The sequence below is a fragment of the Natronorubrum halophilum genome, assembly GCF_003670115.1.
In the GTDB taxonomy this organism is placed as follows: Archaea; Halobacteriota; Halobacteria; order Halobacteriales; family Natrialbaceae; genus Natronorubrum; species Natronorubrum halophilum.
In genome coordinates this window covers 43,542-70,082 of sequence record NZ_QQTY01000001.1, presented here as the reverse complement: position 1 = coordinate 70,082, position 26,541 = coordinate 43,542, and the positions used below count along the sequence as shown (strand labels likewise).

The following is a 26,541-nucleotide window of genomic DNA, read 5'->3' as shown; positions in this document are numbered from 1 at the left end:
GATGTACGATGTCGCTATCGTCGGCACCGGACCGGATCCGGATACTCCGACGCTCGACGGGTTCGCGATGGGGTACCGACACGCGGAGGCGTACCGAAACCACGATCGCTGCCGGCTCGTGGCCTGTGCCGACGTCGTCCCGGAGAACGGCGCAGCCTTCGCGGACGAGTTCGACATTGCAGCCGAACGCGTCTTCGAGGACTACCGCGAACTGCTCGCGACGGTCGAACCGGATGTCGTCAGCGTGGCGGTCCCGCCGGCGATTCACGAAGAGATCGTCGTCGGGTGTGCCCGCAGCGGCGTCGTCGACGCTATCCACTGCGAGAAGCCGATGGCACACACGTGGGCGAGCGCAAAGCGGCTGGTCCAGTCGTGCTGGCGCAAAGACGTTCAACTGACGTTCAACCGGCAACGTCGATTCGGCCGCCCGTTCGTCGACGCCAGGAAACTCCTCGAGGACGGCGAGATCGGCGACCTCGAGCGCATCGAGATCGGCTGGGGGGACTTCTACGACACGGGCGCACACACGGTCGATCTCGCGGGAATGTTTGCCGGCGATCGGTCCGCAGAATGGGTTATCGCCCAACTGGACTACCGCGAGGAGGATCAGCGATTCGGCTCCCACCAGGAGAACCAGATGTGGGCCCAGTGGAGGTACGACAACGGCGTTTACGGCGTGGTGTCCACCGGCACGGGGAGCGAGATGGTCGGGGCGGCCATCCTGCTCCGCGGGACCGACGGCCAGATCCGGATCGCCGTCGACGACGGCCCGATGCTCGAGTTGCGACGAGGCGGCTCGACGGAGCAACTCGACGTCGACGGCGAGACGATGCACCGAACGGGGACCGAACGAGATCGGTTCGGCTCGCGGTTCCACGACCGGGCGATCGACCACGTACTCGAGTGTCTCGAGTCGGGAACCGAACCCAAGCTCAGCGGCCGGATCGGACTCAATACGGCCGAGATCCTGTTCGGCGGCTACGAGTCCGTCCGCCGCCGCGGCCGCGTCGATTTCCCGCTCGAGATCGACGACAATCCGCTCGAGGCGATGGTCGACAGCGGCGAGCTAACGCCCGAACCGGCGGCTGACGAGGAGGAGCCGTAACCCGCTCGATCCGCTTCGGCGACGAAACGGAATCGACGCCGACGCGGCTACTCGAGCGCGATTCGCGATCGGAACTCGGGGACGCCGGCGACGCCGACGTCCGGGACCCGAAAGAGCGCGCCTGCGCCGTCGCCTTCGTCGGATCGGTTTCCGTCGGCGAGTGCGGTCGTCAGGTAGAGGTCGCGGTACTCCGGCCCGCCGAAGGTGACGGCGGAGACTTTCCGCGCCGGGAGATCGATCTCGTCGACCGCAGTTCCGTCGGAGTCATACCGGACGACGCGGCCGCCGTTCCAGCGGGCGGACCAGATGGAACCCTCCTCGTCGACGGTCATTCCGTCCGGGACGCCGTCGTCTGCGGGCGTCTCGAGCAGTGTTCGCTCGCTCGTGAGGTCGCCGGTCGATCGGTCGTAATCGAACGCGTAGATGCGGTGGGCTTCGGATTCGGTAAAGTAGAACGTCTCGGTATCCCGCGAGAACCCCATCCCGTTGGCGATGTCCACGTCCTCGACGACGAGTGTCGCCGTGCCGTCCGGCTCGAGTCGGTAGAGGTCGCCGAGTTCGTGTTCGCCGGGCATCGTTCCACAGAAGACGCGGCCCTCGGGGTCGGCGATGACGTCGTTGAACCGAGTGGCAGCGTCGATCTCGGCGACCGGTTCGGCGGTCCCGGTTTCGGCACTGGGATCCCACCGGCTAACGGTCCCGTGGGTGAACAGGAGCAACGCGCCGTCGGCTTCGATCGTAAACCCGCCGAGGGGATCGGCGTCGGTTTCGTAGACGCGTTCGTGCTCGTCGGTCGCGGGGTCGTACCGATAGAGTCGACCGGCCGGAATATCGACCCAGTACAGTCGTCGTTCGTCGGGATGCCACAGCGGTCCCTCTCCGGTGTGGGCACGAATATCGGCGACGCGTTCGATGGTATCCATGAGACCCGTTTTCGTCCGTTCGTACTTGAATGTATAGTTGCTACGATAAGTGCGGTGGAACGGTCTGTGTAGTCGAGAGATCGCATCGAACGACGAGGGATCGGAACGATGATTCGGTGGTCGCCACCCCGAGGCGCCAAGTATATTCTAATGAAGACATATTCGAGTAGCTATCGATAATCATATGTGAACGAACCCCGCTTCGGCTCTTCCGCTTTTCGTATCGAAACCGGAGTCCTCGCCGACGGAATACAGTCGGGAGACGCACCCCATCGATGAGAACGCTGCGTCAGAGCGGTCGTATCTCTCGGTTTACGTTAGTCGATCGACCTGTGGTAACGTCGTTAGGTGTTGAAAACGACTGTCTCGTATGGCTCGTTATCCATTTTCGGATTGGCGCTGGGGCACGGCGGCTACCGCTAGCTATCGATCACGATCGGCGTCTCGTCGAGCACAACGTGAGTCGAGGCTCCCGATTAGCAGACGGTAGATCGTCCGTTCGGACCCGATCGTGGATCACTCTTCGCAAGTGATCTTATCCACACATAACTGTCTTCAGAGTAATATCTGATCTCGACATATTTCGGAGTGGCAACGAACGCAGAGCACCATCGGTTGCAGATGCCCGCTCGCGTTCCACCACGTTCAAGCTGATCCGGTCGCGAATCCGTCGAGACATTCGATCGGTCTCATCGACACCGTAACCATCCGCCTCGCTTTTTGCGTGTACCAGACGCCTGCCGTCCTCAACTCTCGGATGTCGTCACAATCGAATCGAGCTCTCCTCGATCGCACGACGGCCGTGCAGCGACGGTCGACGGCTCCAATACCCTCTCCTCGATTGAAGATACAATTAAAACGCACCCTCGAGTGTTATTTGTGGAGGTTTCTTTACGGTAGAGGCCCACGTTTTACAGGATATATGGACGTAGCACATACCGCGATTTGGGTCTCTGATCTGGACGAAACGACGACGTTCTACGAGGACGTTCTCGGCCTCGAATACCGGCGGGAGTTCACGATGCCGGACGGAACCGGAAACTACTACGTCGGCACGGACGCCGGTGCCGAACTCCAGTTCAAGTACGACACGAACGGCGACGGCGACGCAGTGTCCCCGTCCGGCGTCGACCATCTGGCCCTCACCGTCGACGACGTCGACGCGACGTTCGAACGCGTCGTCGGAGCGAGCGACTGCGAGGTCGTTCTCGAGCCGACGACGATCGACGAGGCGGATCGGCGCGTTGCGTTCGTCACCGATCCCGACGGCTACACCGTCGAATTCGTCCAGCAGGTGCCGAAATGAGCGAGACGGTTCCGGGCGTCTACGGCGGCGAGATCCTCCACGTCGATCTCTCGAGCGACCGAACGTGGATTGACCCCCTCGAACCCGAGGACGCGCGCCGGTTTCTCGGCGGAAACGGACTGGCAGCGAAGCTGATCCACGAACACGTGCCGACGGACGCGGGCGCGTTCGATCCGGAGAACACGGCGGTCTTCGCGGTGGGCCCGATGAATCTGACGCCGTTCCAGAGCACCAGTCGCGGCGTCGTCGGGTTCATCAGTCCGATGACCAACGGCTTTTTCGACAGCACCTTCGGCGGGACGTTCCCCTGCGCACAGAAGTCGACCGGCTTCGACGCGATCGCGATCCACGGAGCGGCCCCGGAGCTGTCCTACCTCGCGATCGACGAACACGGGGCGGAGATCGTCGAAGCGCCGGATCTGGCGGGACTGGAGACGTACGAAACCTGTTCGGAGATCCGCGACCGCGAGGGGAACGGCTTCGATACCCACGTGATCGCTGCCGGACCGGCGGGGGAGAATCAGGTGCGATACGCGTGTCTCCTCCACGAATCGGAGATTCGAGAGGGTGTCGCCGGTCGCGGCGGTTCGGGGGCGGTACTCGGCAGCAAGAACCTGAAAGCGGTCGCGATACGAGAGGGCGAGTTCGAACCCGAGATCGCGGATTCGGACGGGCTCCAATCGCTCGCGATCGATCGGATGAAGCCGCTGATGGAAGAGACGGAGATGCTCCAGGAATACGGGACGAGCGGCCTCGTCAACCCGGTAAACGAGATGGGGAAACTCGGCCGCCGGAACAACCAGTTCGAGCACACGGAGCCAGAACGGGCCGACGAGGTCAGCGGCGAAACCCTCAACGCCGACTACGTGACCGAAGACACGACGTGTGCGAACTGTGCCGTACAGTGCGGGAAACACGTCTCGGTCGAATCGCTCGGCATCACGGACGCGAAGATCCCGGAGTTCGAGAGCCTCTTCGCGACGACGACGATGGTCGAGGCGTACGACATCAAACGAGTGATCCAGGCGAACGATCTCTGCGACCGACTCGGGATGGATACGATTAGCTGGGGCGTCACCGTCGCGTTCGCCCGCGAGTGTTACGACCGCGGGCACCTCCCCGAAGACAGTTCGGACCACCTCGAGTTCGGCGACACCGACGGACTCGTCGAACTCGCTCGGGAAACGAGTTCGCGCGAGGGCATCGGCGACCGACTCGCCGACGGATCGTTCCGGATGGCGGCGGAGCTGAGCGACGAGGCCGAGCGATACGTACACGGTTCGAAGGGCCTCGAGTTCGCCGCGCACTCGCCTCGAGGGCTCAAGGGGATGAGCGTCGGCTACGCGACGTCGACGCGCGGCGGTTCACACCACGATACGAGACCGACTCGCCAGTACGGTGGCGAGCACGCGGAGACGACGGAGGGGACCGCCGAGTTCGCGGCTCGGTCCCAACACTACACGGCCCTCGGCGACTCGCTCACGCAGTGTCGATTCGTCAGCGAGGGCGGGTGGGGGAAACGGATCAACGACCGGTACAGAGACGCGATCAACTACGCCACCGGCTGGGAGCTGACGACCGACGAGGTCGAAGCGATCGGCGAACGGATCTACAACCTCGAGCGACTCATCAACGTCGAACGCGGTATCGCGAGCAAGGAAACCGACACGCTGTCACACCGCGTAATGACGGAACCGATTCCGGAGGGTCCCTCCGAGGGAATGTACTGTCCGCCGGCGGAACTCGACGCGATGTTGACGGAGTACTACGCTTTCCGCCAGTGGGACGACGAGGGGAAGCCGACCGATGCGGTTCTCGAACGGCTGGATATCGCCGAACTCGCCGGATAGCCCGCCAGACTCGGTACTTTCACTCTGGAAGGAGCTGATTTTCCGACGCTACCGCGGTATCACACCGGAGTTCAACTCCCTGAGGTGAACGACCGTAGCCGTATGCGACCGAATACCAGCGGACGGTCGCGAGCACCCGAGAACGTTCCGCTGGCGACGTTCGGAAATCGTGACGGAGCGAGTCGGAGCGTGTTCCGTTCTTCGATTTCGGCATCCGGAAACTATCGCATTCATATTCTGTATATATTTCCGAAATGTCGGATCGTTTGGGGGACGATCGGTTTCTCGAAGCGGTGATTTCACGGGCGCGTTTCGGTTCGATATTGCTCGGAGTTCAGGTTGCGTAATGGGCGGTAAACACAGCTAACCCGATGAATGCGTCTCTTGCTGGTAGCATCGCCCACCCGAAAATAGCAGTATACTGTCTCTTACCTCGCTACCTCGAGCAGGAAAAGAACAGATTTTACACAGATATGTTTCCTGGTGGATCGGCCCATAGCTCTGGTTATCGATATTTTTCTGGAGATCGGCGATTCCCGAAACCGGACGCCCCGAGTCGACCGTGCTCGCCTCGAGAGGTTGAGTTGCGATCGCCCTCCGTCACCCCACCTCGAGCCGGGATTACGCCTCGAGAGCCCTCGCGAGCAACTCCACCGGGTGTGGCGGCCGGTCGTATCCCTCGAAATCGCCGATCTGCGTCCGACAGGAGGTTCCCGGTGCGACGACCGTAGCGCCGTCGGTTTCCGTACTCGTGGCCCCGCTAGCCGACGCCTCCTCGAGTTGGTCCCGGAGAATCGAGCCGATCGCCCGCGAGAGGTCGTAGTGTTCGGCCTCGTAGCCGAAGCTGCCGGCCATCCCGCAGCAGCCAGAATCGACGGGCTCGACCGCGTATCCCGCGCGTCTCAGCAGTCCGACCGCGTGGTGGTCCGCGCCGCGGGCCTTCTGGTGGCAGTGGCCGTGGTAGGTCAGCCGTCTCCGGCCGTCTTCGTGGTCGTACGGCAATCGTTCGTCGACCCGGTGCCTGTCGAGGAACTCGCACACGCCGTAGGCGTTCGCCACGAGCCGCTCGAGTCGGTCGTCGTCGACGCGTCCCGACAGCAGCGATCGGTACTCGTCGACGACCATCGCGGCATCGGAGGGCTCGACGAAGAGAACCGACCAACCCCGCTCGAGGTACGGCTCGACGTCCTCGAGCAGTTCGGTGCCACAGTCGGCGGCGTCGTCGAGCAACCCCTGCGAGTACGCCGATCTCCCGGTCGGTCCGAGGTCAGGTATCGTCACGTGGATGTCCGCGGTCTCGAGGAGTTCGACGGCCGCTTTGCCGAGAGCCGGATTCGAGTAGTTCGTGTCCGTATCCGGAAAGAGCACGACGCCCGCCTCGGCCGCCTCGGGATCGACTCGCGAATCACGTTGCTCGTCCCAGTCGACCAGCGTCTCCCGCCGGAACGTCGGCAGCGTCCGATCGGGTGCGATCCCGACCGTTTTCTCGAGGACCGTCCGCGCGCCCGGCACGCTCGTGGCGCGGTTGGCGATCGGGGCGACGGCGCTTCCGGCCGCCGCGAACCGATCGACGTTCGCGAAGAGCCGTTCGCGGAGGCTCGTCCCCTCGCGTTCGTGGTACTGGTGTTTGACCTCGGCTTTGAGTTTCGCGAGGTCGACGCCCGTCGGACAGTCGCTCTGACAGCCCTTGCAGCCGATACAGAGATCGAGCACCTCCTGTTGAAACCGCTCGTCGTAGAGTTCCTCCGGATCGATCTCGCCGCTGATCGCGGCCCGGAGCAGGTTGGCCCGCCCGCGGGTCGTCGCGATCTCCTCCTCGGTCGCCCGGTAGGTCGGACACATCACGTCACCGCCGGTCTGGCGACAGGTCCCACAGCCGTTACAGAGTTCGACGAGGTGGGAGAAGCCGCCCTCGTCGTCGAAATCGAGTTTCGTCTGCGGTTCGAGCGAGGCGTAGTCGGGGCCGTATCGAAGGTGTTCGCGGATATCCGTGGGCGCATCCTCGCGGTAGACGACCTTCCCGGGGTTCATCCGCCAGTCGGGATCGAACGCCGACTTCACGTCCTTGAACGCCTGCCAGAGGTCGGGACCGTACAGCTTCGGGTTGAACTCGGTCCGCGCGAGGCCGTCGCCGTGCTCGCCGGAAAAGGCACCGTTGTGCTCGAGCGCGAGGTCGGTCACGTCCTCGGCGATGGATCGCATCTTTTCGACGCCCTCGCCGTCTTTCAGGTTGAGCACCGGCCGAATGTGCAAGGTACCGACGCCCGCGTGTGCGAAGTAGGCTGCCGTCGTATCGTGGTCCGCGAGGATCTCCTGAAAGCCGGCCACGTACTCGGCGAGTTCCTCGGGCGGCACGGAGGCGTCCTCGACGAAGGGGTACGGTTTCGGATCGCCTTCCATGCTCATCAACAGCGGAATCGACGCCTTTCGAAGCTTCCAGAGTCGATCCTGTCGGTCAGGAGTCAGCGCCTCGAGCGAGTCGAACGCGGCTCCCGCGTCCACGAGACGGGCCGTCGCGTTCTCGAGCGCCGCGGAGAGATCGTCGACCACTTCCGAGTCGAATTCGACCATCAGTACCGCCGCGGTGCCGTCGGGAATCGGTTCCGCGTACTCGGCGTACTCCGGAGAGTCGGCCGCCAGTCGGAACACCTCGTCGTCCATCAACTCGACGGCGCTGGCCTCGAGTTCGAGCGCCTCGGGAACCGCAGCCAGCGCGGAGAGCAGGTCGTCGTAACAGCAGACGGTGAGTGCGGTCTTCTCGGGGCGAGTCACAAGCGCGAGTTCGGCCTCGACGACGACGCCGAGCGTTCCCTCCGCGCCCACGATGAGTTTCGAGAGATTGAGTACGTCCTCTCCCGCCGCGTTTTCCCGCAGCACTTTCTGTAAGTTGTAGCCGCTCACGCAGCGTTTGAGCGTCGGATACCGGGTCTCGATCTCGTCGGCGTTGTCCTCGACGATCGCGCGGACGGTTCGATAGATCTCCGCCTCGCGGTCGTCCTTCGAGACGATCGCGTCCCACTCGGGACTATCGAGAACGACGTCTCGAGTGCGGATCGTCGACCCGTCGGCGAGGACGACCTCACACTCCTCGACGTAGGCGTCCGTGATGCCGTAGCGGACCGAGTGGGCACCCGTCGAGTTGTTACCGATGCCGCCGCCGATCGTCGCCCGGTTCGAGGATGCCGGGTCGGGGGCGAATCGGAGCCCGTGGGGCTCGAGGGCGTCGTCGAGGTCGTCCTGAACGACGCCGGGCTGAACGGTGACTCGTCGTTCCTCCGGGTCGATCTCGCCGAGATCGGCCATATGTCGGGACAGATCGAGAACGAGACAGCCCGGCCCGACCGTCTGTCCGGCGAGCGAGGAGCCGGCACCCCGTGGAAGGACGGGTACGCCGTGGTCGGCTGCGACGCGGACCGCCGCGCGGACGTCGTCCGTATCGTGCGGAAAGACCACACCCGCCGGCTGAGCGCCGTAAATGCTCCCGTCGGTCGCGTACAGCACCCGCGTGTACTCGTCGAATCGAACGTCGCCCTCGACCGCTCGCCGGAGGTCGGCCGCGAGGTCGCGATCCGATTCGTGCGTATCGCCCGTTTCGTCCGCGACTGTGCTCGAGGCGCGCTCGAGCGGCCGGCCCCCGCTTTCGACTCGTTCCGTAGCCATACGGTGACTCGACCACCGAGAACTAAAACAGTGCGTGTCATCCTCAGACAGTGTACCACGTCTCGACTGACCGGTTGCGCCGCTCTCGGAGACGGTGGTCGAAAAACGTCGGGATTACCGAGTCGTCGCGTAGACGGCCGGTGGCGTTACTCGAAGTGGTCGAGACACTTCTGGTACTCGTCTGCGGCCGAGTCCCAGTTGACGACGTCGAAGAAGGCGTCGATGAAGTCCCCGCGGTCCGGACCGTAGTCGTAGTAGTAGGAGTGCTCCCAGACGTCCAGTGCGAGGATCGGGTGGGAGCCCCAGAGTGCGCCCTGGTCGTGTTTGTCGACCGCAACGTTGCGCAGTTGCTTGGATACGGGATCGTACACCAGCAGCGCCCAGCCACCGGCAGCGCCGGCAGCGGCCTCGAACTCGCCCTTCCAGCCCTCGTAGGAGCCGAAGTCCTCCTCGATACGGTCTGCGAGTTCTCCCTCGGGCTCGCCGCCGCCGTTAGGCGACATGTTCTCCCAGAACAGCGTGTGGAGGTAGTGTCCACAGCCGTTGTGGGTGACGTTCTTGAGAGCACCGGGCGTCGAGTCGAACTCGCCCGACTCGCGGTTCTCCGCGAGGGTCTCCTCGGCCGAGTTGAGACCGTTAACGTAGCCCTGATGGTGGGTATCGTGGTGCCAGGTCAGCACCTGTTCGGAAAGCGATGGCTCTAGCGCGTCGTAATCGTACGGAAGCGGTGGAAGTTCGTGGTCAGTCATTTGCGTTCACCTGTGGTGTTATCACTGCATCTGCCCTGTTAAGTTTTGAGGAGAGAAACGATACCATACCACATAACCGATCGTCTTCCCCTCACGTGATTCGCTGCCTCGAGTGGTTCCACAACGGTTCAGGCATTAAACCTTTCAACCTGCCGTGCGTCCCGGATCGCTCACGACGACCTACGATCGTTCCTTGTGGTAGGCGTGTTCGAGCCACTCCTCGAGCGACGGCTGGCCCCAGTATCGGACCGTCTCGCTGCGTTGATCGTGTTCGAGAACGCCCGCATCCTCGAGTTTCGGTAGATGCGTGTGCTGGAGTTCCATGTGAACCTGCCGGCGCTGTTCCTCGGAGTCAGCTTCCGCTTCGGTTTCGGTCTCCAGGTTCGCCATCTGTGGCTCCGTATCCGAGTCGCCGTGTTGGAACGCAACGATGGCGTCCGCGATCTCTTCGATCGTTGCGACGCCGTCCGGTTGTTCGTGCAAGTAATAAAGCGCGTACCGCCGCCGCCGGGTAGAGAGCAGGTCGAAGATCAGGTCCAGCGAGGGCGTTATCTGGCCTGCAATCTCCGCCGGCTCCCCTTCCGTTTCACGCATTCACAAACCACCTACCGTATGTTACCATTCGAAACCACCAACCGTCCCTTCTGCAGCCGTCACATTAGATGTTACGTCTACCTAGAAACACACATGTATTGTATCTATACGATTGTGCGAGACAGAATACCGTTTCTGACCACCTCGACCAATTCTCCCGCGTTATCCCGTTGAGACATCGATTCGCACCGGGACAACACAGCCGAACGAGGACGGATATTCGTTCCGAGTGGGAAATCGGTAATTACGAGCGGAAAGCACGACGTCAAAAACGCGAAGCGGAGATGAAATGTTGAAACAGCGGCTACGCGGATGAGACGGCAGGTGTGATACTCCAGCAGGTACGAGAACAAACAGCGAAATAATCGTCAGCCCGACGGCCGTTACTCGTAGAGCCAGGCGTCGTCGTGCTGGTCGTAGTCCGTCAGCTCGTCGTCGTCGAAGTGAATCGAAATTTCCCGCTCGTTCGCGCCCTCGTCCTCGTGGTCGGCGGCGTGAACGACGTTTCGACCGAGGTCGAGCGCGTAGTCACCGCGAATCGTCCCCGGCTCGGCCTCGAGCGGATCGGTCTCGCCGATCATCTGACGGACCTGGCGCGTCGCGTCCTGGCCCTCCCAGACCATCGGAACGACCGGTCCCGAGGTGATGAAGTCGACGAGATCGTCGTAGAACGGCTTGTCTTCGTGCTCGCCGTAGTGCTCTTCGGCGCGCTCGCGGGGCATGGTCTCGACTTTGATACCGACGAGTTTGAGCCCGCGGTCCTCGAGTCGGGAGATGACCGTGCCGACGAGCCCGCGCGCGAAGGCGTCGGGCTTGACCATCACGAAGGTGCGCTCGTGATCGCTCATTCGTCGTCCTCTTCTGTGTCGTCTTCGGCGTCCGATTCGTCCTCGGCGACGTCCTCGTCACCGTCGGATTCGGTCCCGTCGTCTTCGTCGACGGCTTCTTCCTCGGCGTCGAGGTCTTCGTCCTCGTCTTCGTCGACGGCTTCTTCCTCGGCGTCGAGGTCTTCGTCCTCGTCTTCGTCGACGACCTCGTCCTGATCGGCTTCCTCCTCGGTCACCGTCTCAGTCTGGGCCGGACTCTTGCCGCGACGACCTTCCTCGGTCCACTCGAGGTCACGCGGTTCGCGACCGAGCTTGAAGTTTTTCTCCGCCTTCGAGTTGACGAAGTGGAGCACGGTACCGTTGTTCTGGACGTACATGATGCCCGTTCCGGGCTCGATCTCCTCCCCGGTGTAGTCGCAGGTTCGCTTCTCGACCATTGGTTATTGTCCTCCGATGGAGTCCGCCTCGCGGGCGGTCTCGCGAAGCTGGAGTACGTCCCCTTCGCGGACCGGCCCGAGGCAGTTTCGGGTGATGATTCGTCCCTGATTCTCGCCCTCCTTGATCCGGCATTTGACCTGCATGGCTTCGCCGTGCATGCCGGTCTTGCCGACGATCTCGATGACCTCGGCGGGCGTAGAGCCGCTTTCTTCCTCTTCAGCACTCATCTCTGATCACCTCAGTCGAGGTCCTCGACCTTACTAGCGATGTCTTCGACGTCGTCCGACGCCTCTCCGGTGTCGACGATCGCCGCGGCGGCGCTCCCGACCTCGAGGCCGGCAGCGTGGCCGACGTCGTCCTGCGTCTCGATAAAGACGACGGGAATGCCCTTCTCGTCGGCGAGTTCGGGCAGGTGCATGACGATCTCCTCCGGGGAAACGTCTTCGGCGACGTAGACGAGGTCGGCGTTGCCGCGCTCGATCGCCTTCGTCGTTTCGTTCGTTCCTTTCTTTACGCGTCCGGTGTCTCGTGCGACCTCGAGGGCCTCGAGGGCGTCCTCTGCAAGGTCGACTGGGATGTCTGTGGTTACGTAAACTGACATTGGTTGTTCACCTCTCCTACACGTGGGCTCGCGCTCCCCTGCTGTCCGGGGCACTGGGTACCCCGTGCCGAAGCAATTCCGGCGGAAGTCCTGTGAAGCTAGGAGCATCATCAACCCCGCGTAGGGTGTACTACGCAGTAGCGTTGCCCCCCTTAAAAGCGTGTTCAAACGGCTGGGGCTGTGGGACGCGTCCGCACGGGCGGTCCGAAGCCGATTCGGACTCGAGAAGCGCTCGGGGTGGCGATAATGTCACAACAGTGTCCACCGTCACAGCTACGTCGTCTCGGATCGGGTGCATCCTGCGATGCAGTGGCTACTATACCCTCGAGACGCCAACCCGAGTACATGGACGTTGACGTCGTCGAACTCGCCGAATCGCTGTTTGCGGAGGCGACGCGAGCGAACGAGCGGCGGCTGCTGGTACTCGCGGGCGACCGCGAGCGGGGATACGACGCCCTCGAGTCGGTCCTCGACGCCCTCCCGATCCCGATTACCGAAACGACGCTCGTCGGTCCCGAAGACCGTCTCCGGTGTGAACAGCTTCCGCAGGCGAACGCGGGCGACCTCCTCGGGACGACCCGAGACGCCGTCGTTCTGGACGCTCACGACGGACTCCGACCGAATGCGCTCGGCAAAGTCGTCGGCGCGGTCGACGGCGGCGGACTGCTGATCCTTCTGACCCCGCCGCTTGAGGAGTGGCCCGACCGACGCGGCGAGTTCTCCGAATCGGTCGCCGTCCCCCCGTTTTCGCTGTCGGACGTCACCGGACGATTCAGAGAGCGACTCGTCGAGACGCTTCGAGCACACCGCGGAATCGCTATCGTCGACCTCGAGTCGAACCGAGTCGTCGACGACGGATCGACGGATCCGGCGCCGCGGCTGGGCGACCCCGCAACGCCGACGCCCCCGTTGAACGCTCGCTTTCCGACCGCGGCCTACGAGGCCTGTCTCACCGACGATCAGGCCGATGCGGTCGAGGCGTTCGAGTCGTTGCTCGAGGACGGCGACGAGCCGCGAGCCGTCGTCCTCGAGGCCGACCGCGGTCGGGGCAAGTCGAGCGCGGCAGGGCTGGCAGCGGGGGCGTTCGCCGCCGCTGGAAAACGCGTCCTCGTCACGGCACCCGAATCGCGTAACGCCGCGGAGATTTTCGACCGCGCCGAGGAACTCTGCGAGACGCTTGCGGGTCGCACTGGAACGGTCGAGTCAAACCACATCGAGACGGCCGCCGGCGGCCGCATCCATTTTCTCGAGCCCGCCGACGCCGTCGACTATCTCGGGTCCCCGGACGTCGTCGTCGTCGACGAGGCTGCGGCGCTTCCGGTCTCGGTCCTCGAGTCGTTGCTCGAGGCCGATCGCATCGCGTTCGCGACGACGGTTCACGGCTACGAGGGTGCCGGACGGGGGTTCTCGGTTCGGTTCCGGGACCGACTCGCCGACAGCGATCACGAGGTGGTCGACCGCACGCTCGTCGAACCGGTCCGTTACGCGGCGGGGGATCCGCTCGAGGTCTGGGCCTTTCGCGCCCTGCTGCTCGACGCCCGCCCGCCGGTCGAACAACTGGTCGCCGACGCAACGCCCGAGTCGGTGACGTACCGCCGGCTCGAACCGAACGCTCTGCTCGCCGACGAGTCGCTCCTCCGGGAGGCCTTCGGCCTGCTCGTGCTCGCTCACTACCGCACCGAGCCAAACGACCTCGCGCGGCTGCTCGACGCGCCGAATCTCGAGGCCCGCGCACTTCTCCACGACGGCCGCGTCGTGAGCGTCGCCCTGCTGGCTCGCGAGGGGAACCTCTCGCCGGAGACGCGATCGATGCTGTACGAGGGCGGCCGCGTGCGCGGGAACATGCTCCCCGACATCCTCACGAGCCAGTTGCGAGACGAGTCCGCGGGCGACCCGGCTGGCCTCCGCGTCATCCGTATCGCAACCCACCACGCGGTCCGCTCGCGCGGCCTCGGTTCGCGTCTGCTCGAGCGCATCCGCGGGGAGTTTTCGGGCTCGGTCGACTGGCTCGGGACCGGCTTCGGCGCGACGCCCGCTCTCCTCGAGTTCTGGCGCGAGAACGGCTATCGAACGATCCACCTCTCGACGACTCGCAACGACGCCAGCGGGGAATACTCGGCGCTCATGCTCGCACCCACGACCGGCGCGGGAACCGAACTCCACGACCGCCACGCCGACTGGTTCGCTCGTCGCTTCGCGGCGCTGTGTACCGACGCGCTGTCGAACCTCGATCCGGACGTCGCCCGGGCGGTCTTGCGGACGGTCGACGATGCGGCGACGCCGTCGCTCGAGCTATCCGATCACGACTGGCGCGTCGTCGCCGGTGCAGCGTACGGCCCCGGGCTGTTCGACGTCGACCCCGGACCGTTCCGGCAACTGATCGTCCGATACGGTATCGAAAAGCCGGCCGACGTCGACTTGACCGACCGCGAGGAACGGCTGCTCGTTTTACGCGCTCTACAGGGCCGCGATCTGGCGACCATCGCGGATCGACTCGAGTACCACTCGACGGGCCACTGTATGCGCGCGCTCGGCGACGCCGTTCGTCCGCTGGTCGATCGGTACGGGTCGGCCGCGGCGCTCGAGGAGCGATCGCGATTCGCCGACGAGTGAGCGCGTTCGACGCTCGAGCGAGCGAGTGTGACTTCACGGGGTCGACAGAGCGACAGATGCAATTGCCCGACGCGTCGTCGGCGAGCCAATCACCAGGCCGACGCTCGCCAGCCAAGTACAAGTACGGTGGCGTCTAAATTAACGGGGATGAACGAATCCGTCGAGCAGCAGGTGGATGGGAACCTGGAGGTCGCACCCGGCGTCCACCGATTCGGGAGCGAGCGAGTCAACTGGTACGTCGTCGAGACGGACGGACGGTTGCTCGTCGTCGACGCGGGGCTGCCGGCGCACTGGGACCAACTCGTCGAGTGGCTCGTGCTTCGAGGGTACGTACTCGACGACATCGCGGCGCTGGTGTTGACCCACGGCGATCCGGATCACATCGGGTTTGCCGAGCGACTGCGCGCAACTGCAGGCGTCCCGGTGCTGGTTCACGAAGCCGACGCCGGATTGGTCCGCGGAACCGACGGCGGACAGTCGACGGGCGACCTCATCTCGATGGTCGCGGACGCGTGGCGTCCGCCCGTGTTGAAACTGTACGTCGAACTCTGGCGGGCGGGCGGGAGTTCGATTCCGCCGGTCAAGTCGGTCGAGACGTTCGAGGACGGCGACGTTCTTGACGTTCCGGGTCAGCCACAGGTGATTCACGTCCCCGGACACAGTCCCGGAACGTGCGCGCTGTTCCTGCCCGACCGAGATGTCCTTCTCTGTGGCGACGCGCTTGCGACGATCGACCTGCGAACCGGCCGCGCCGACGGCCCGCAGCTCATGGCCATGTTCAACGACGATCGTGCACAGGCGCTCGAGTCGCTCGCTGGACTCGAGACCCTCGGCACCGTCGTGTTGCTCCCGGGCCACGGGGGTCAGTGGCGAGGAGAGGTGAGCGCGGCGGTCCGACTGGCCCGCGAACGGAACGATACCAGCTAATCGAGACTCGTGTGATCGGGATTTCCATCTCCGGCCTCGAGAATCGATGGTCTCGGCCCGTACTGCCTCGAGACGGGATCGACTGTCTCGAAGCGCTGAATACACCGTTACATACTCTTGCGTGCTGTATTCTGCATGATACACGAACACCCGTACGTTGTCGTCCCGTTCGTGCTCCTCATCGGAGCGCTTCTGCTGTTTCGAACGCTCGGGGTTCTCGGGGTTCGGTCCCTGCAATCGTGGAAGCTGGCGGCGCGATACGCGCTCGCGACGATGTTCGTCTTTACGAGCGCGTCGCACTTCACGGGTACTCGAGCCGATCTGGTCCGGATGGTTCCGGACGTGCTTCCCTATCCCGAACTGCTGGTAACCGTCACCGGCGTCCTGGAACTGCTCGGAGCGGTCGGACTGTTGCGGCCAGCGACGGCACGGTACGCAGGTCTCGGACTGGCGTTGCTACTCGTCGCCATGTTTCCGGCGAACGTCGTCGCGTCACAGGAGGGCCTCGCCGTTGCCGGAAAGGTAGCCACACCGCTCTGGTTTCGGTTTTTCGTCCAGGTGGTGTTCATCTCGATGCTCCTGTGGGCGACGAGTGCGATGAGCTACCGGCGATCGGATACCGGACCGACGAAGACCGGCCCCAAACCGAGATGAAGGGGAGAATCAATTACGTGTAACACGGTCATCAGATGCGGATCTCTCGAGCGCCTCTCCGGGAAGCGATATCGTTCCTCCAACGGTCACCGACGGCCGGGTCAATGAGACGAACGAGCCAGCTACCGAACGCCGAACTGGCGGCTTCGAGTCCGGTTTCCCATACGCCTTTGCCGTACCCGCCCGTCGGGGGGAGTACAATGGTCGATGCGGTCTCCATCCTCGCGATCGCCTTGCTCGTCGGCGGCGTCGTCGGGACGCTCGTTCCGCTCGTTCCGGGCGGATTGCTCTCGCTGTCGGGGGTCTACCTCTACTGGTGGCACTCCGGCTTCACCGAACCGGGAACGATCACGCTCGCCGCCCTCACGCTTCTCGGGGCGACGACGCTGTTCGCCGAGTTCTTCGCCGGATCGATCGCCGCTCGAGCGGGCGGTGCCTCGTGGCTGACCACCACCGTCGCCGCCGTCGTCGCTATCGTGCTCATGATCCTTACCGGCCCGCTGGGGCTTCTCGTCGGGCTGTTCGGAACCGTCTTCGCGGTCGAGTTCCTTCGGGAGGGCAACGTCAATCACAGCGCTCGCTCCGCCGTCTACGCGACCGTCGGGACCTTCGCTTCGACGGCGATTCAGGCGCTGTTGACGACCACGATCCTGTTCGCGTTCGTCGTCGCAGTGTTCGTCTTCTGATGTGCTCGGAGCTGTCGACCGGGTCATCCTCGAGTCGCGGTACTCGACGCAAACACTGAGTCCGATGCACTCGTACGGAGAGCTATGGACTGCACCGAAACCGACTGCGAACGGCCCGCCACCATCGAGCTTCACGTCCCGTGGGCCGACAACCGACTGGTCTGTGCCGCCCACGCTCGCGTGCTCGGTCGGCGAGACGGCGTTGTCGCCGATCCGATAACGGATAGCGGCGACGATCTGCTCGAGGGCGGGTAGTGCCGACGAAGCCGGCTGAGATATCGGTCAAGGTCGGTCGAACGACCCGCGGGCGGAAGCAGTGACGGTCTCCGGTGTCGGTGTTTATACGTTTTCGGGACGATATGACCGCTATGAGCATGTTCGAACGGCTCGGCGAGAAGGTCGAGCGATTCAAACAGGAGGCGGTGTCCGCACGCGACGACGGCGTCACGTACCGCTGTCGAAACTGCGACGAAGGATTCTACAGCGAGCAGGAGACGTGCCCGTCGTGTGGCAGCACTGAAGTCGAGCGAGTCGCGCCGGAAACGGAGACGGATACGGATACGGAGGGAGGGCCGGAAGCGGAGATCAGTACAGAAACGGCGCCAGAACCGGAACCGGAGACGGACTCGAACACGGACGCAAATACGGAATAACGCCGTCCGCTGTGGACTCGAGCGATCGCTTGGTAACCCGTTCTCGGCTCAGGGATGGGCGTAGTACACGACGGTTTCGCCGGTGTCGGCACCGTCTTCATCGGTACTATCGTCTTCGTGTCGATCGATTCTCGCGAACCCGACCCGTTCGAACTGGACGAGCTTGCCCGCCTCGAGGTCGGCGACCCCCGGCTCCGCGTGGCCACGCACGTCGCCCTCCATCGTCCGCATTCGGACGGGGACGCGATCGTCTGCCGGGACCCAGTGAACCACGTCGACGTCGCCTTCACGAACGACCTCGAGGTCCTCGCCGGTGTACTGGAGGACGTCACGGGTGAACTGGAAACAGCCCAGTCCCTTCAGCCAGACGCGTTCCTCGCGCCGGGGGACGTCCTCGGGCTCGAGCATGACGGAGTCGCCGACGGGAATCTCCCGGACGCCGCGCTCCTCGTGGTCGGGGTGAAGCGGCGGGGTGGCTTGGTCGGGCGGACTCCCGCCGAGAGGAACCTGATTGCCCTCGCGGACGAGGAATCGGCGGTCGGCCTCGTCGTCGATCAGCTCGCGGTTGTTCGCGTAGACCGTGCTCATCGCGAGGTCGACGTCGGTCGTCGAGGTTCCGAGGCCGATCATCGACTCGACGATGGCCTCGCCGCGAATCCCGCGCCGGCGGAGGCTCTTGAGCGTCGGCGCGCGCGGGTCGTCCCAGCCGTCGAGTTCGCCCTGATCGATCAGCTCCGAAATCGTCGAGGTGCTCATTTTCACGTCGTAGGCGTCGAGTTGGACGTGACCCCAGTGGACGACCTCGGGGTACTCCCACCCGAAGTAGTCGTAGACGAACTGCTGGCGTTTCGCGGAGTCCTGCAGATCGATTCCGCGGATGATGTGGGTGATCTCGAGCAGGTGGTCGTCGACCCCCGACTGGAAGTCGAGCATCGGCCAGCAGCGGTACTCGCTGGCTTCCTCGCGAGGATGGGGCGTATCGATCATCCGGAACGCGACCCAATCGCGCAGCGCGGGGTTCTTGTGCTCGATATCGGTCTTGACCCGCAGGACCATCTCGCCGCTCTCGTAGTCGCCGGCGATCATGTCCTCGAACTCCGAGCGGACGGTTTCGGCGTCCTTGTCGCGGTGGGGACACGGCTCGCCGTTGTTCTTCAGTTCGGAGAACTCCTCGCCCGAACACGAGCAGGTGTAGGCCCCGCCCATCTCGATCAGTTCGCGGGCGTGTTCGTAGTAGATCTCGAGGCGGTCGCTCGCCCTGTAGATCGCGTCGGGTTCGAAGCCGAGGTAATCGAGGTCCTCGAGAATCGCGTCGTACGCGTCGAGGTCCGGTCGTTTCGTCTCGGGATCGGTGTCGTCGAAGCGGACGCAGAACCAGCCGTCGTACCGGTCCTTGTAGCTCCCGATAACGGCGGGCATCCGGGCGTGGCCGACGTGCCACGGCCCGTTCGGGTTCGGCGCACAGCGCATCCGGACCTCGTCGTAGTCGTCCGCGTTGGGTAGGTCGGGGAGGTCGTGTTCGTCTTCCTCGTCTTCGGCTTCGATCTCCGCGAGTTCCTCGGGAGCGAGGTCCTCGAGTCGCTCGCGCTTTTCCTCGTACGGGAGGTCGTTGACCCGGCCGATGACGCCGCCCGCGATACCCGGAATCTCGTCGCCGTGCTGGCGAAAGTCCGGATTGTCGCCCATCAGCGGTCCCATGATCGCACCGACGTCGGCGTCGCTCTCGTGTTTGACCGCGTTCAACAGCGCGTGTTTCTCCGCCTCACGCTCGACACGCTCTCGTAACTCGTCGTCCATTACCGAGACGTATTCGGTCCCGGCCCAAAACCTCCGCGATGTGCGTTCAGCGCGTCCCCGCAACGTGCGTTCGGTGCGTCCCCACAATGGACGTTCAGTGCGTCCCTGCAATGGACGTTCGGTGCCCCGGCGATACTGCCGACACGACCGATTTGATCGACCGGGCCCACCCCGGAGTGCCGATGTAAGTCGCCCGGGATCGTACGTTGTAGCCAGTTTACCCCGAATATCCGTTTTCTTCGGTTCCTCTCGATTATCAAGCAGACGTGGGCGGGACGCGGCCACGGGAAAGGCGCGCACACGATTACGAACTCGTCGACGATCCGGAACTCGTCCTCAAAGCCTGCAAGTCGGTGTAGCCGTTGCACTGTGCCGACGGCTCCTCGGTCAGACACACTCACGACACGAAGTCGACCGAGACACACGTCAGCACGTCGTCTCGGGAGAAAAGCGGCGAGAAGCCGATTAGTAGCCGCGTTCGATCAGGTAGTCCGCCAGCTCACAGAGCAGGTCGCGAGCCTCGTTGTCCGGAAGGACCTCGAGACGCTCTTTGCCCCGTGCGACGAGGTCACGGGCCGTCTCGTTCGCGTAGTCGATCGAACCGGCCGTCTCGAGTTCGGCGACGGCGTCGTCGATTTCGGCCTCGGTGACGGCGTCGACGTCGTTCGTTTCGACCAGTCCCCCGACGTCGACGCCCTGGTCGCGAGCGTGGACGGTGATCAGCGTCTGTTTGTTCTCGACGAGGTCGCTCCCGCGCTGTTTGCCGAGTTTCTCGCTCGGAACGGTCAGGTCGAGGACGTCGTCTTGAATCTGGAACGCGCGGCCGACGTCGAGCCCGTAGCCGTAGAGGGCCTCGATCGTGTCGTCGTTGGCACCGAGCAAAATCGCGGGGAGGCACGCCGAGGCGGCGTACAACACTGCGGTCTTCTGCTCGACCATCTCGAGGTACTCCTCTGGCGTGACGTCCGCGCGAGTCTCGAAGGTGACGTCCAGGGATTGACCCTCGCAGATCTTCGTACACGTCCTCGCGAGGACGCCGAGGGCTTCGACGGCTCGGTCAGGCTCCGCACCCGTCTCGAGCATGATCTCGAACGCCTTCGAGTAGAGCGTGTCACCGGCGAGAATGGCCGTCTCGAGGTCGTACTCCTTGTGGACGGCGGGGACGCCGCGACGGAGGTCGTCGTCGTCCATGATGTCGTCGTGGATGAGGGTAAACGACTGGATAACCTCCACGCTGACGGCGGCGTCCATGACGTCGATCGTCTCCGCGTCCAGCGTCGGGAACGCCCGATAGTCCTCGCTCAGCGGTTCGGCGTCGACGAGCGCCTCTGCCGTCGTGAGCAAGACCGTCGGACGAAGCCGTTTCCCACCCGCATCGAGGAGATACCGCGACGCCTCGTAGAGTCGTTCGGGTTGCTGGATCGGAAGCTCCTCGGGAATCGCCTCGTTGACCTGCTCGCGGCGCTTGCGGACCGCCTCGAGCACCGCCTCTTCTCGTGCCTCTGGGGTCGTCATATCAGTCGACAAGCTGGATGAGGTTACCGTTACGCGAGACGTGCAGGTCTCGGCCCATTTTGTATCCCTCGCTCTCACAGAGGTTCACGTAGCCCGACAGACCCTTCAGGTCCTGGTGGGCGGGGATGATGTTCTGGGGTTGGAGCGCGTCGAGCATCTCGTAGTGGCCCTCCTGGTTCATGTGACCGGAGACGTGGATGTCATCGTAGATTCGAGCGCCCTGCATACCGAGCAGTTTCTCCGCCTGGTAGCGCTGGCCCTCGTTGGTCGGCTCCGGAATGACGCGCGCGGAGAAGACGACCTTATCGCCGTCGTCCAGTTCGTACGGCGTTTCGCCGCGAGCCATCCGGGTGAGCATCGCGCGCGGCTCGCCCTGGTGACCCGTGACGACGGGGAGGAAGTTCTCCTTGCCCTCGTTCATGATCCGCTTGAAGGTGCGGTCGACCGACTTCCGGTGACCGAACATGCCGAGGTCGTCCGGGAAGTCGACGAAGTCGAGTCGCTCCGCGGTGCCGGAGTACTTCTCCATCGAGCGCCCGAGCAAGACCGGCTGGCGGCCGATGTCCTTCGCGAACTCGACCAGCGAGGTCACCCGCGCGATGTGACTCGAGAACGTCGTCGCGACGATGCCGCCGTCGTAGTCCTCCATGCTGTAGAGGACGTCCCGAAGGTGCTCTCGAGCGACGTTCTCGCTCGGGGTTCGGCCCTTCTTGTTCGCGTTCGTGCAGTCCTCGATGTAGCAGAGAACCCCCTTGCCTTCGCGGCCGATCTCACGGAAGCGCTCCATGTCGATCGGGTCGCCGATAACGGGCGTGTGGTCCATACGCTTGTCCAGTCCGTAAACGACCGCGCCCTCGGGCGTGTGGAGGACCGGGTTGATCGCGTCGATGATCGAGTGGGTCACGTTGACGAACTCGAGGTCGACCTTGCCGGAGTCGCCGATCGACATCGTCTCGCCGGCGTCCATCTTGACCAGGTCGTTCTCGACGCCGAACTTCTGTTCGCCCTCGATCTGCTGTTTGACGAGTTCGATCGTAAACGGCGTCGCGACGACGGGAGCGTTGTACCGGTGGGCCAGTTTCGAGATGGCTCCGATGTGGTCGAGGTGACCGTGGGTCGGCACGATCGCTTTCACGTCGCCCTCGAGGTCGCTCATGATCCGGTCGTCGGGGATCGCACCCATGTCGATCAGATCCAGACTGTGCATCCGCTCGGTTTCGACGTTGTCGTGGATCAGTACCTGCGAGAGGTTGAGACCCATGTCGAAGATGACGACGTCGTCGCCAGCACGCACGGCAGTCATCTGCCGTCCGACTTCTTCGTAGCCGCCGATTGTTGCGATTTCGATTTCCATGGTTCGTTGTACTGAAAGCCGTGTGTACGGTCTCTCATCGAAACGGTCCGCGGACTCCCGGTTGTGCGGCCCCGGCGTCTTACAGCGCGTCGGCCATCCCGCTATGCGCACGGGGAGGAAATCGCCTCCGAGTGGCCCACGACACCGCCGTGAGCCCCGAACGCACTTGCCCGCGGGTTTCGCTACGTAGCTGTACACACCGGTACGGTATAAACTCCGTGGGTTTTTGCGTCCGCGGCGACGGTGGCGGGAAACAACGAACGGGCGGCCCTCGACGTCGAACGCCGATGAGGTGTCGGCGCTCCCGACAGCTCGATCCGTCTCCGTGCGGAGACGACACGCGGTGGAGTCGTACGACCCCCTCCCAAGAGCTATCGAACACCGTGCGGTTACCTATATTTAGATTAGTATAAACAATATAAACATTAATTATTTACTGGGTTGAGGTTACGAGATGCATGTCTGACCAAGACACGGTTGATACTAACAGGCACGATTCGTCCGTCTCGAGACGTACCGTCCTCCGATCTTCGGGAGGGATAGTCGCGGGCGCTGGTGCCCTCATCGCGGGGTCGTCGACTGCGGCCGCCGGCGACAAGAAGGAAGGGTGCGACGATCCGCCGTGGACGTTTCCACGCGTGACGACTCGCGATCACTTCGACACGTCCGGCGGCGTTCACCTCACCGACGGGAACGACGTTCACAACGTCGAGTACGCCGGCGATGATATCCCCGGCGTTCACGGGGCTGCGAGCGAGGAACTGCTCGTGTTCGTCCACGGCTGGAACAACACCGACGAGGGGGCGGTCTGTACCTTCGGCGACGCGGCGTCGACGTTTACCACCGAAGGCTACCAGCAGCCGATCGTCGGCTACTCCTGGGACGCGGATCACGGCTGGTACGACGCGACCGAAATCGCCGAGCGAAACGGCGCGAAACTCGCCAACTTCACGTACTCGTACAAAAACGCTAATCCCGGGGTTCGGGTGCGGTACGTCGCTCACTCGCTCGGTGCGCGGGTCGTCCTCATGGCGTTGAAGAACCTCCACGCGTGGGATCGCCTCGAGGACGTCGCGTCCGTCTCGATGCTGGGCGGCGCGGCCGACGACGAATCGGTTTCGACGACGGGAACCTACGGCGAGGACATCGCCGCGGCCGCCGGACGGGTCGACAACTACTGGATGGGCGACGACGACGTGCTCAACTGGGCCTACGGCGTCGTCGAGTTGGGCGAAGCCATCGGCAACGACGGGTGCGACGGAACCCCGCCGGAGAACTATACGGACCACGATGTCGGCTACGTCTCCGGTCACAGCGGCTACTACGCGACAGACGGCTGTATCCACGAGGTGATCGCGAACTTCTGACGGGCGCGGTTGGGACCTGCGCCACCGGTAAAACCGAGCGCTGTTTATCGCGCATCACCGCTGTTTACCACGTATCACTCTATTTTCGTGCCCGCGTCCGATCCGGCGAGGAACGAATCCAGTCCCTCGAGTCCGAAAATCGACGCTTCGACCTTGAGATCGAGCAACGCCCGAACCTTCGCTGCCATCCCGCCGGTGACGTCGGTCGCGTCGCTGGCACCCAGCACGGACGCGACGTCTTCGTAGGCCGAGATTCGATCGACGACCGTCTCGCTCTCATCGAGCACGCCGGGAACCGTCGAACAGAGGCCGATCCGGTCGGCTGCGAGGTCGCGAGCCACTTCGGCTACCAGTTCGTCGCCGCTGACGACGGTCGCGCCTGCACCGGCGTGTGCGACCATGTCACCGTGAAGGACCGGGACGAACCCCTCGGCAAGCAGCGTGTCTATCTGTCCGGTCGGCAACTCGAGTTCGCCCTCGCTGTCGCGATGAGCCGCCGAGAACGGGTGCACCGGGATCGCCTGAACGTCGCGCTCGAGGAGTCGGCGCAGAACGAACTGGTTCAGCGTCTTCATCGCGCCGTGAATCTCGACCGCCGCGGCGGCGTCGTGCGTTCCCTCGGTCGTACTGACGCCGTGCTTGCTGGCGTTGTGGTGGCCGAAACTGCCGCCGCCGTGGACGATCACGAGACCGTCTGCGAGCACGTCGGTCCCGTCTCGCAGCGCGTCCGCGATCGCATCGGCGGCCACCTCGAGCGCCTCGCCGTCGAGCGTTTCGGGCCGGTCCTTGTCGGTGATGACGCTGCCGCCGAGTTTCAGGACGATCATTCGAGTCGTTCCACCCCGGTTTCGGCGAGTTCCGCGCGGAAGGTCTCCTCACAGCCCGGCGTGTAGGATAGCGCCGTTTCGGTCTCGTCGCTTTCATCGAGTGCGACCATACAGCCGCCGCCGCCGGCCCCCGTCAGTTTCGCACCGTCGGCTCCCGCGTCGCGGGCCGCCCAGACCATCGAGTCGAGCGATCGCGAGGAGACGCCGAGCGCCGAGAGGAGGCCGTGGTTGAAGTTCATCAGGCGGCCAAGCTCCTCGATGTCGCCCGCTGCGAGCGCTTCTTCGCCGTTCCGGACGATATCTCCGATCGACTCGACCGTGTCGGCCGCGAACTCGTACTCCTCGCGCAGGCTCCGAACGCCCGCGACGAGTTCGCCGGTGTCGCCGGCACCGCCGTCGAACCCGATCACGATGGGAAGGTCGGGCGCCTCGAGCGATCGACAGTCGTCGCCTTCGACGCGGACGGCTCCGCCCGTAGCCGAGCAGAACGTGTCGGCGCGGGAGGCCTGTCCGCCCTGTACCTCGTACTCGGTCTGGTAGGCTCGTTCCGCGAGTTCGTTCACGTCGAGCGTCGTGCCGAGTTCGCGAGTCCCGGCGTCGATCGCGGCGACCGCGACCGCTGCGGACGAGCCCAGGCCCGCACCCAGCGGGATGTCGCTCTCGATCGTCACGTCGAAGCCGATGTCCCCCTCACCGGTGACGTCTCGGACCTGCTCGATCGCGCCGTCGACGTATCCCATCGCCGCGGTGAGCAGGGACTCTTGGACGTCCACGTCCGGTGGACCATCAGCCGTGCCGCCGTATTCGACGGTGAAGCCGTCCAGACTGAGATCCTCGGCGTGGATCCGCAGTTTGCTGTCCGCTCGTTGCTCGACGCCGACTCGTGCCCGTACCTCGATGGCACACGGGACGGCGGGTTCGCCGTAGACCACCGCGTGCTCCCCGAATAAGTACACCTTGCCGGGAGCGCTCGAGACTGCCATATCCGGCCGTTCGCACGACGGCGGTTAATAGCTATCTTCTCGACGTCGTCTCAGCCGACCGACCCGGTTCGACGAGTCCCGCGCTCGAGTGCGACCGAAACGTCCCCGTTCGCCGGTAGTAGCCGGATTTAAGCCGGCGTCCGCGCTACGCGGTCGTATGTCTCTCGTCCTGCCGAGCGAACTCGTCGTCGATCGGTTTCTTCCGACGGTACGCGCCATGCTCGCGACTCGACTCGCCGACCGCGGTATGACTCAACAGGAGATCGCGGCCGATCTCGGCGTTACCCAGGCCGCCGTCAGCAAGTACGTCAGCGGCGAGGGCGGCGGCGACGATCGCTTTCGCGACGACCCCGAAACCGTCGCCACGGTCGACCGCATCGCCGACGGTCTCTCGAGCAGCGAGATGGATGGCTACGACGCGCTGGCCGAACTCCTCGCGCTCGTCCGCAGCCTCGAGGACCGCGGGCCGATCTGTGCACTCCACGAGGAAGAGATGCCCTCGCTCCAGGGACTGGGCTGTGATCTCTGCGTTCGCGGACTCGATCCGGACGTGCGGGCCGAGCGGGACGTGCTCGCGAACGTGCGAACGGCGGCACGAACGCTGGCCGGGATTCCCGGGATGGCGTCGGCCGTTCCGAGCGTCGGCACCAACGTTGGGATGGCACTTCCCGAGGCGCGGGACGAGACCGACGTCGCGGCGATTCCGGGCCGAATCTACGCGATGGGGCGGCGGATCGAGATCCCCGCGAACCCGGAGTTCGGAGCGTCGAAACACGTCTCAACGGCCGTCCTCGCTGCCAGTACAGTCGATCCCGAAATCAGGGGCGCGATCAACATCGCGACCGACGACGGAATCCTCGAAGCGGCCCGTTCGCGCGGGATGGATCCCCTCGAGTTCGACGCCGACTACGACGATCGCGGCGAGCACCTTCGGAACCGGTTCGAGGAACGCGGCGGCGTCCCACGAGTCGCCTATCACCGGGGCGCGTTCGGGATCGAACCGGTGACGTACGTGTTCGCCAGGACGGCCGTCGACGCGGCCGAACTGGTCGATGAACTGCTCGAAACGGTTTCGCCGTCGTAACGAGCCGTCTTCGGATCGACGATGCTCG

At 64.1% G+C, this 26,541-nt stretch carries 24 protein-coding genes; 11 read left to right on the top strand and 13 right to left on the bottom strand.

The genetic code is table 11. From position 1 onward, the window contains the following. The first annotated feature begins 1 nt into the window (after position 1). Complete coding sequence (locus tag DWB23_RS00385) at positions 2–1,105, top strand: Gfo/Idh/MocA family protein (RefSeq protein ID WP_238717315.1); 1,104 nt, start codon at positions 2–4, stop codon at positions 1,103–1,105. 47 nt (positions 1,106–1,152) lie between these two features. Here DWB23_RS00385 and DWB23_RS00380 read toward each other — a convergent pair whose 3' ends face one another. After that, positions 1,153–2,028 (bottom strand): SMP-30/gluconolactonase/LRE family protein, encoded by an 876-nt coding sequence (locus DWB23_RS00380; RefSeq protein ID WP_121740837.1) that lies wholly within the window; start codon positions 2,026–2,028, stop codon positions 1,153–1,155. Between the two features lie 922 nt (positions 2,029–2,950). On the opposite strand from DWB23_RS00380, the gene DWB23_RS00375 reads away from it, so the two are divergent. Both DWB23_RS00375 and DWB23_RS00370 read left to right on the top strand, forming a co-directional pair. Then, complete coding sequence (locus DWB23_RS00375) at positions 2,951–3,334, top strand: VOC family protein (RefSeq protein WP_121740836.1); 384 nt, start codon at positions 2,951–2,953, stop codon at positions 3,332–3,334. Then, complete coding sequence (locus tag DWB23_RS00370; protein WP_121740835.1) at positions 3,331–5,184, top strand: aldehyde ferredoxin oxidoreductase family protein; 1,854 nt, start codon at positions 3,331–3,333, stop codon at positions 5,182–5,184. The genes DWB23_RS00375 and DWB23_RS00370 overlap by 4 nt, the downstream gene beginning before the upstream one ends. 621 nt (positions 5,185–5,805) lie before the next feature. On the opposite strand, the gene DWB23_RS00365 is transcribed toward DWB23_RS00370, so the two are convergent. From DWB23_RS00365 to rpl7ae, 7 genes are all read right to left on the bottom strand, one after another. Then, complete coding sequence (locus DWB23_RS00365; RefSeq protein ID WP_121740834.1) at positions 5,806–8,844, bottom strand: FAD-binding and (Fe-S)-binding domain-containing protein; 3,039 nt, start codon at positions 8,842–8,844, stop codon at positions 5,806–5,808. 146 nt (positions 8,845–8,990) lie between these two features. After that, the gene (gene sod, locus DWB23_RS00360) at positions 8,991–9,593 is read right to left on the bottom strand and encodes a superoxide dismutase (RefSeq protein ID WP_121740833.1); all 603 of its coding nucleotides are present in this window, start codon (positions 9,591–9,593) and stop codon (positions 8,991–8,993) included. Between the two features lie 180 nt (positions 9,594–9,773). Continuing rightward, a complete protein-coding gene (locus DWB23_RS00355) occupies positions 9,774–10,187 on the bottom strand; it encodes a DUF7344 domain-containing protein (RefSeq protein ID WP_121740832.1) in 414 nt (137 codons plus the stop codon). A gap of 383 nt (positions 10,188–10,570) precedes the next feature. Then, positions 10,571–11,035, bottom strand: a complete 465-nt coding sequence (gene ndk, locus DWB23_RS00350; protein ID WP_121740831.1) for a nucleoside-diphosphate kinase — start codon at positions 11,033–11,035, stop codon at positions 10,571–10,573. After that, a complete protein-coding gene (locus DWB23_RS00345; protein WP_121740830.1) occupies positions 11,032–11,451 on the bottom strand; it encodes a 50S ribosomal protein L24e in 420 nt (139 codons plus the stop codon). Before DWB23_RS00345 ends, ndk begins: the two co-directional genes overlap by 4 nt. A 3-nt stretch (positions 11,452–11,454) precedes the next feature. Then, on the bottom strand, positions 11,455–11,679 hold the full coding sequence (locus DWB23_RS00340; RefSeq protein WP_006064297.1) for a 30S ribosomal protein S28e: 225 nt from the start codon (positions 11,677–11,679) through the stop codon (positions 11,455–11,457). A gap of 11 nt (positions 11,680–11,690) precedes the next feature. Beyond that, a complete protein-coding gene (gene rpl7ae / locus DWB23_RS00335) occupies positions 11,691–12,053 on the bottom strand; it encodes a 50S ribosomal protein L7Ae (RefSeq protein ID WP_121740829.1) in 363 nt (120 codons plus the stop codon). A gap of 345 nt (positions 12,054–12,398) precedes the next feature. On the opposite strand from rpl7ae, the gene tmcA reads away from it, so the two are divergent. The 6 genes from tmcA (at position 12,399) to DWB23_RS00310 (ending at position 17,586) form a co-directional block, all read left to right on the top strand. Next, complete coding sequence (gene tmcA, locus DWB23_RS00330; protein WP_121740828.1) at positions 12,399–14,666, top strand: tRNA(Met) cytidine acetyltransferase TmcA; 2,268 nt, start codon at positions 12,399–12,401, stop codon at positions 14,664–14,666. 147 nt (positions 14,667–14,813) lie between these two features. After that, the gene (locus DWB23_RS00325) at positions 14,814–15,593 is read left to right on the top strand and encodes an MBL fold metallo-hydrolase (RefSeq protein ID WP_121740827.1); all 780 of its coding nucleotides are present in this window, start codon (positions 14,814–14,816) and stop codon (positions 15,591–15,593) included. 135 nt (positions 15,594–15,728) lie between these two features. Continuing rightward, complete coding sequence (locus tag DWB23_RS00320) at positions 15,729–16,247, top strand: DoxX family protein (protein ID WP_121740826.1); 519 nt, start codon at positions 15,729–15,731, stop codon at positions 16,245–16,247. Between the two features lie 200 nt (positions 16,248–16,447). Next, positions 16,448–16,933, top strand: a complete 486-nt coding sequence (locus DWB23_RS00315) for a DUF456 domain-containing protein (RefSeq protein WP_121740825.1) — start codon at positions 16,448–16,450, stop codon at positions 16,931–16,933. An 84-nt stretch (positions 16,934–17,017) separates the two neighbouring features. Then, positions 17,018–17,188 (top strand): hypothetical protein, encoded by a 171-nt coding sequence (locus DWB23_RS22770; RefSeq protein WP_162989713.1) that lies wholly within the window; start codon positions 17,018–17,020, stop codon positions 17,186–17,188. A gap of 113 nt (positions 17,189–17,301) precedes the next feature. Beyond that, on the top strand, positions 17,302–17,586 hold the full coding sequence (locus tag DWB23_RS00310) for a zinc ribbon domain-containing protein (protein ID WP_121740824.1): 285 nt from the start codon (positions 17,302–17,304) through the stop codon (positions 17,584–17,586). A gap of 48 nt (positions 17,587–17,634) precedes the next feature. On the opposite strand, the gene DWB23_RS00305 is transcribed toward DWB23_RS00310, so the two are convergent. The 3 genes from DWB23_RS00305 to DWB23_RS00290 all read right to left on the bottom strand — a co-directional run bounded on the left by DWB23_RS00305 (position 17,635) and on the right by DWB23_RS00290 (position 22,252). After that, positions 17,635–19,383, bottom strand: a complete 1,749-nt coding sequence (locus DWB23_RS00305; protein WP_121740823.1) for a glutamate--tRNA ligase — start codon at positions 19,381–19,383, stop codon at positions 17,635–17,637. Positions 19,384–19,848: 465 nt separating this feature from the next. Beyond that, positions 19,849–20,898 (bottom strand): geranylfarnesyl diphosphate synthase, encoded by a 1,050-nt coding sequence (idsA3, locus tag DWB23_RS00295; RefSeq protein WP_121740822.1) that lies wholly within the window; start codon positions 20,896–20,898, stop codon positions 19,849–19,851. A gap of 1 nt (position 20,899) precedes the next feature. Further along, positions 20,900–22,252: a ribonuclease J gene (locus tag DWB23_RS00290; protein WP_121740821.1), complete on the bottom strand. Its 1,353-nt coding sequence runs from the start codon at positions 22,250–22,252 to the stop codon at positions 20,900–20,902. A 458-nt stretch (positions 22,253–22,710) separates the two neighbouring features. Here DWB23_RS00290 and DWB23_RS00285 point away from each other — a divergent pair, with 458 nt between their 5' ends. Further along, positions 22,711–23,619 (top strand): DUF726 domain-containing protein, encoded by a 909-nt coding sequence (locus DWB23_RS00285; RefSeq protein WP_121740820.1) that lies wholly within the window; start codon positions 22,711–22,713, stop codon positions 23,617–23,619. A gap of 74 nt (positions 23,620–23,693) precedes the next feature. Here DWB23_RS00285 and DWB23_RS00280 read toward each other — a convergent pair whose 3' ends face one another. Beyond that, positions 23,694–24,446, bottom strand: a complete 753-nt coding sequence (locus tag DWB23_RS00280; protein WP_121740819.1) for an isopentenyl phosphate kinase — start codon at positions 24,444–24,446, stop codon at positions 23,694–23,696. Continuing rightward, the gene (mvk, locus tag DWB23_RS00275) at positions 24,443–25,429 is read right to left on the bottom strand and encodes a mevalonate kinase (RefSeq protein WP_121740818.1); all 987 of its coding nucleotides are present in this window, start codon (positions 25,427–25,429) and stop codon (positions 24,443–24,445) included. Before mvk ends, DWB23_RS00280 begins: the two co-directional genes overlap by 4 nt. Before the next feature lie 157 nt (positions 25,430–25,586). Between mvk and DWB23_RS00270 the strand changes: the two genes are divergently transcribed. Continuing rightward, positions 25,587–26,513 (top strand): thiamine-phosphate synthase family protein, encoded by a 927-nt coding sequence (locus DWB23_RS00270; protein ID WP_121740817.1) that lies wholly within the window; start codon positions 25,587–25,589, stop codon positions 26,511–26,513. The last annotated feature ends 28 nt before the right edge of the window (positions 26,514–26,541 follow it).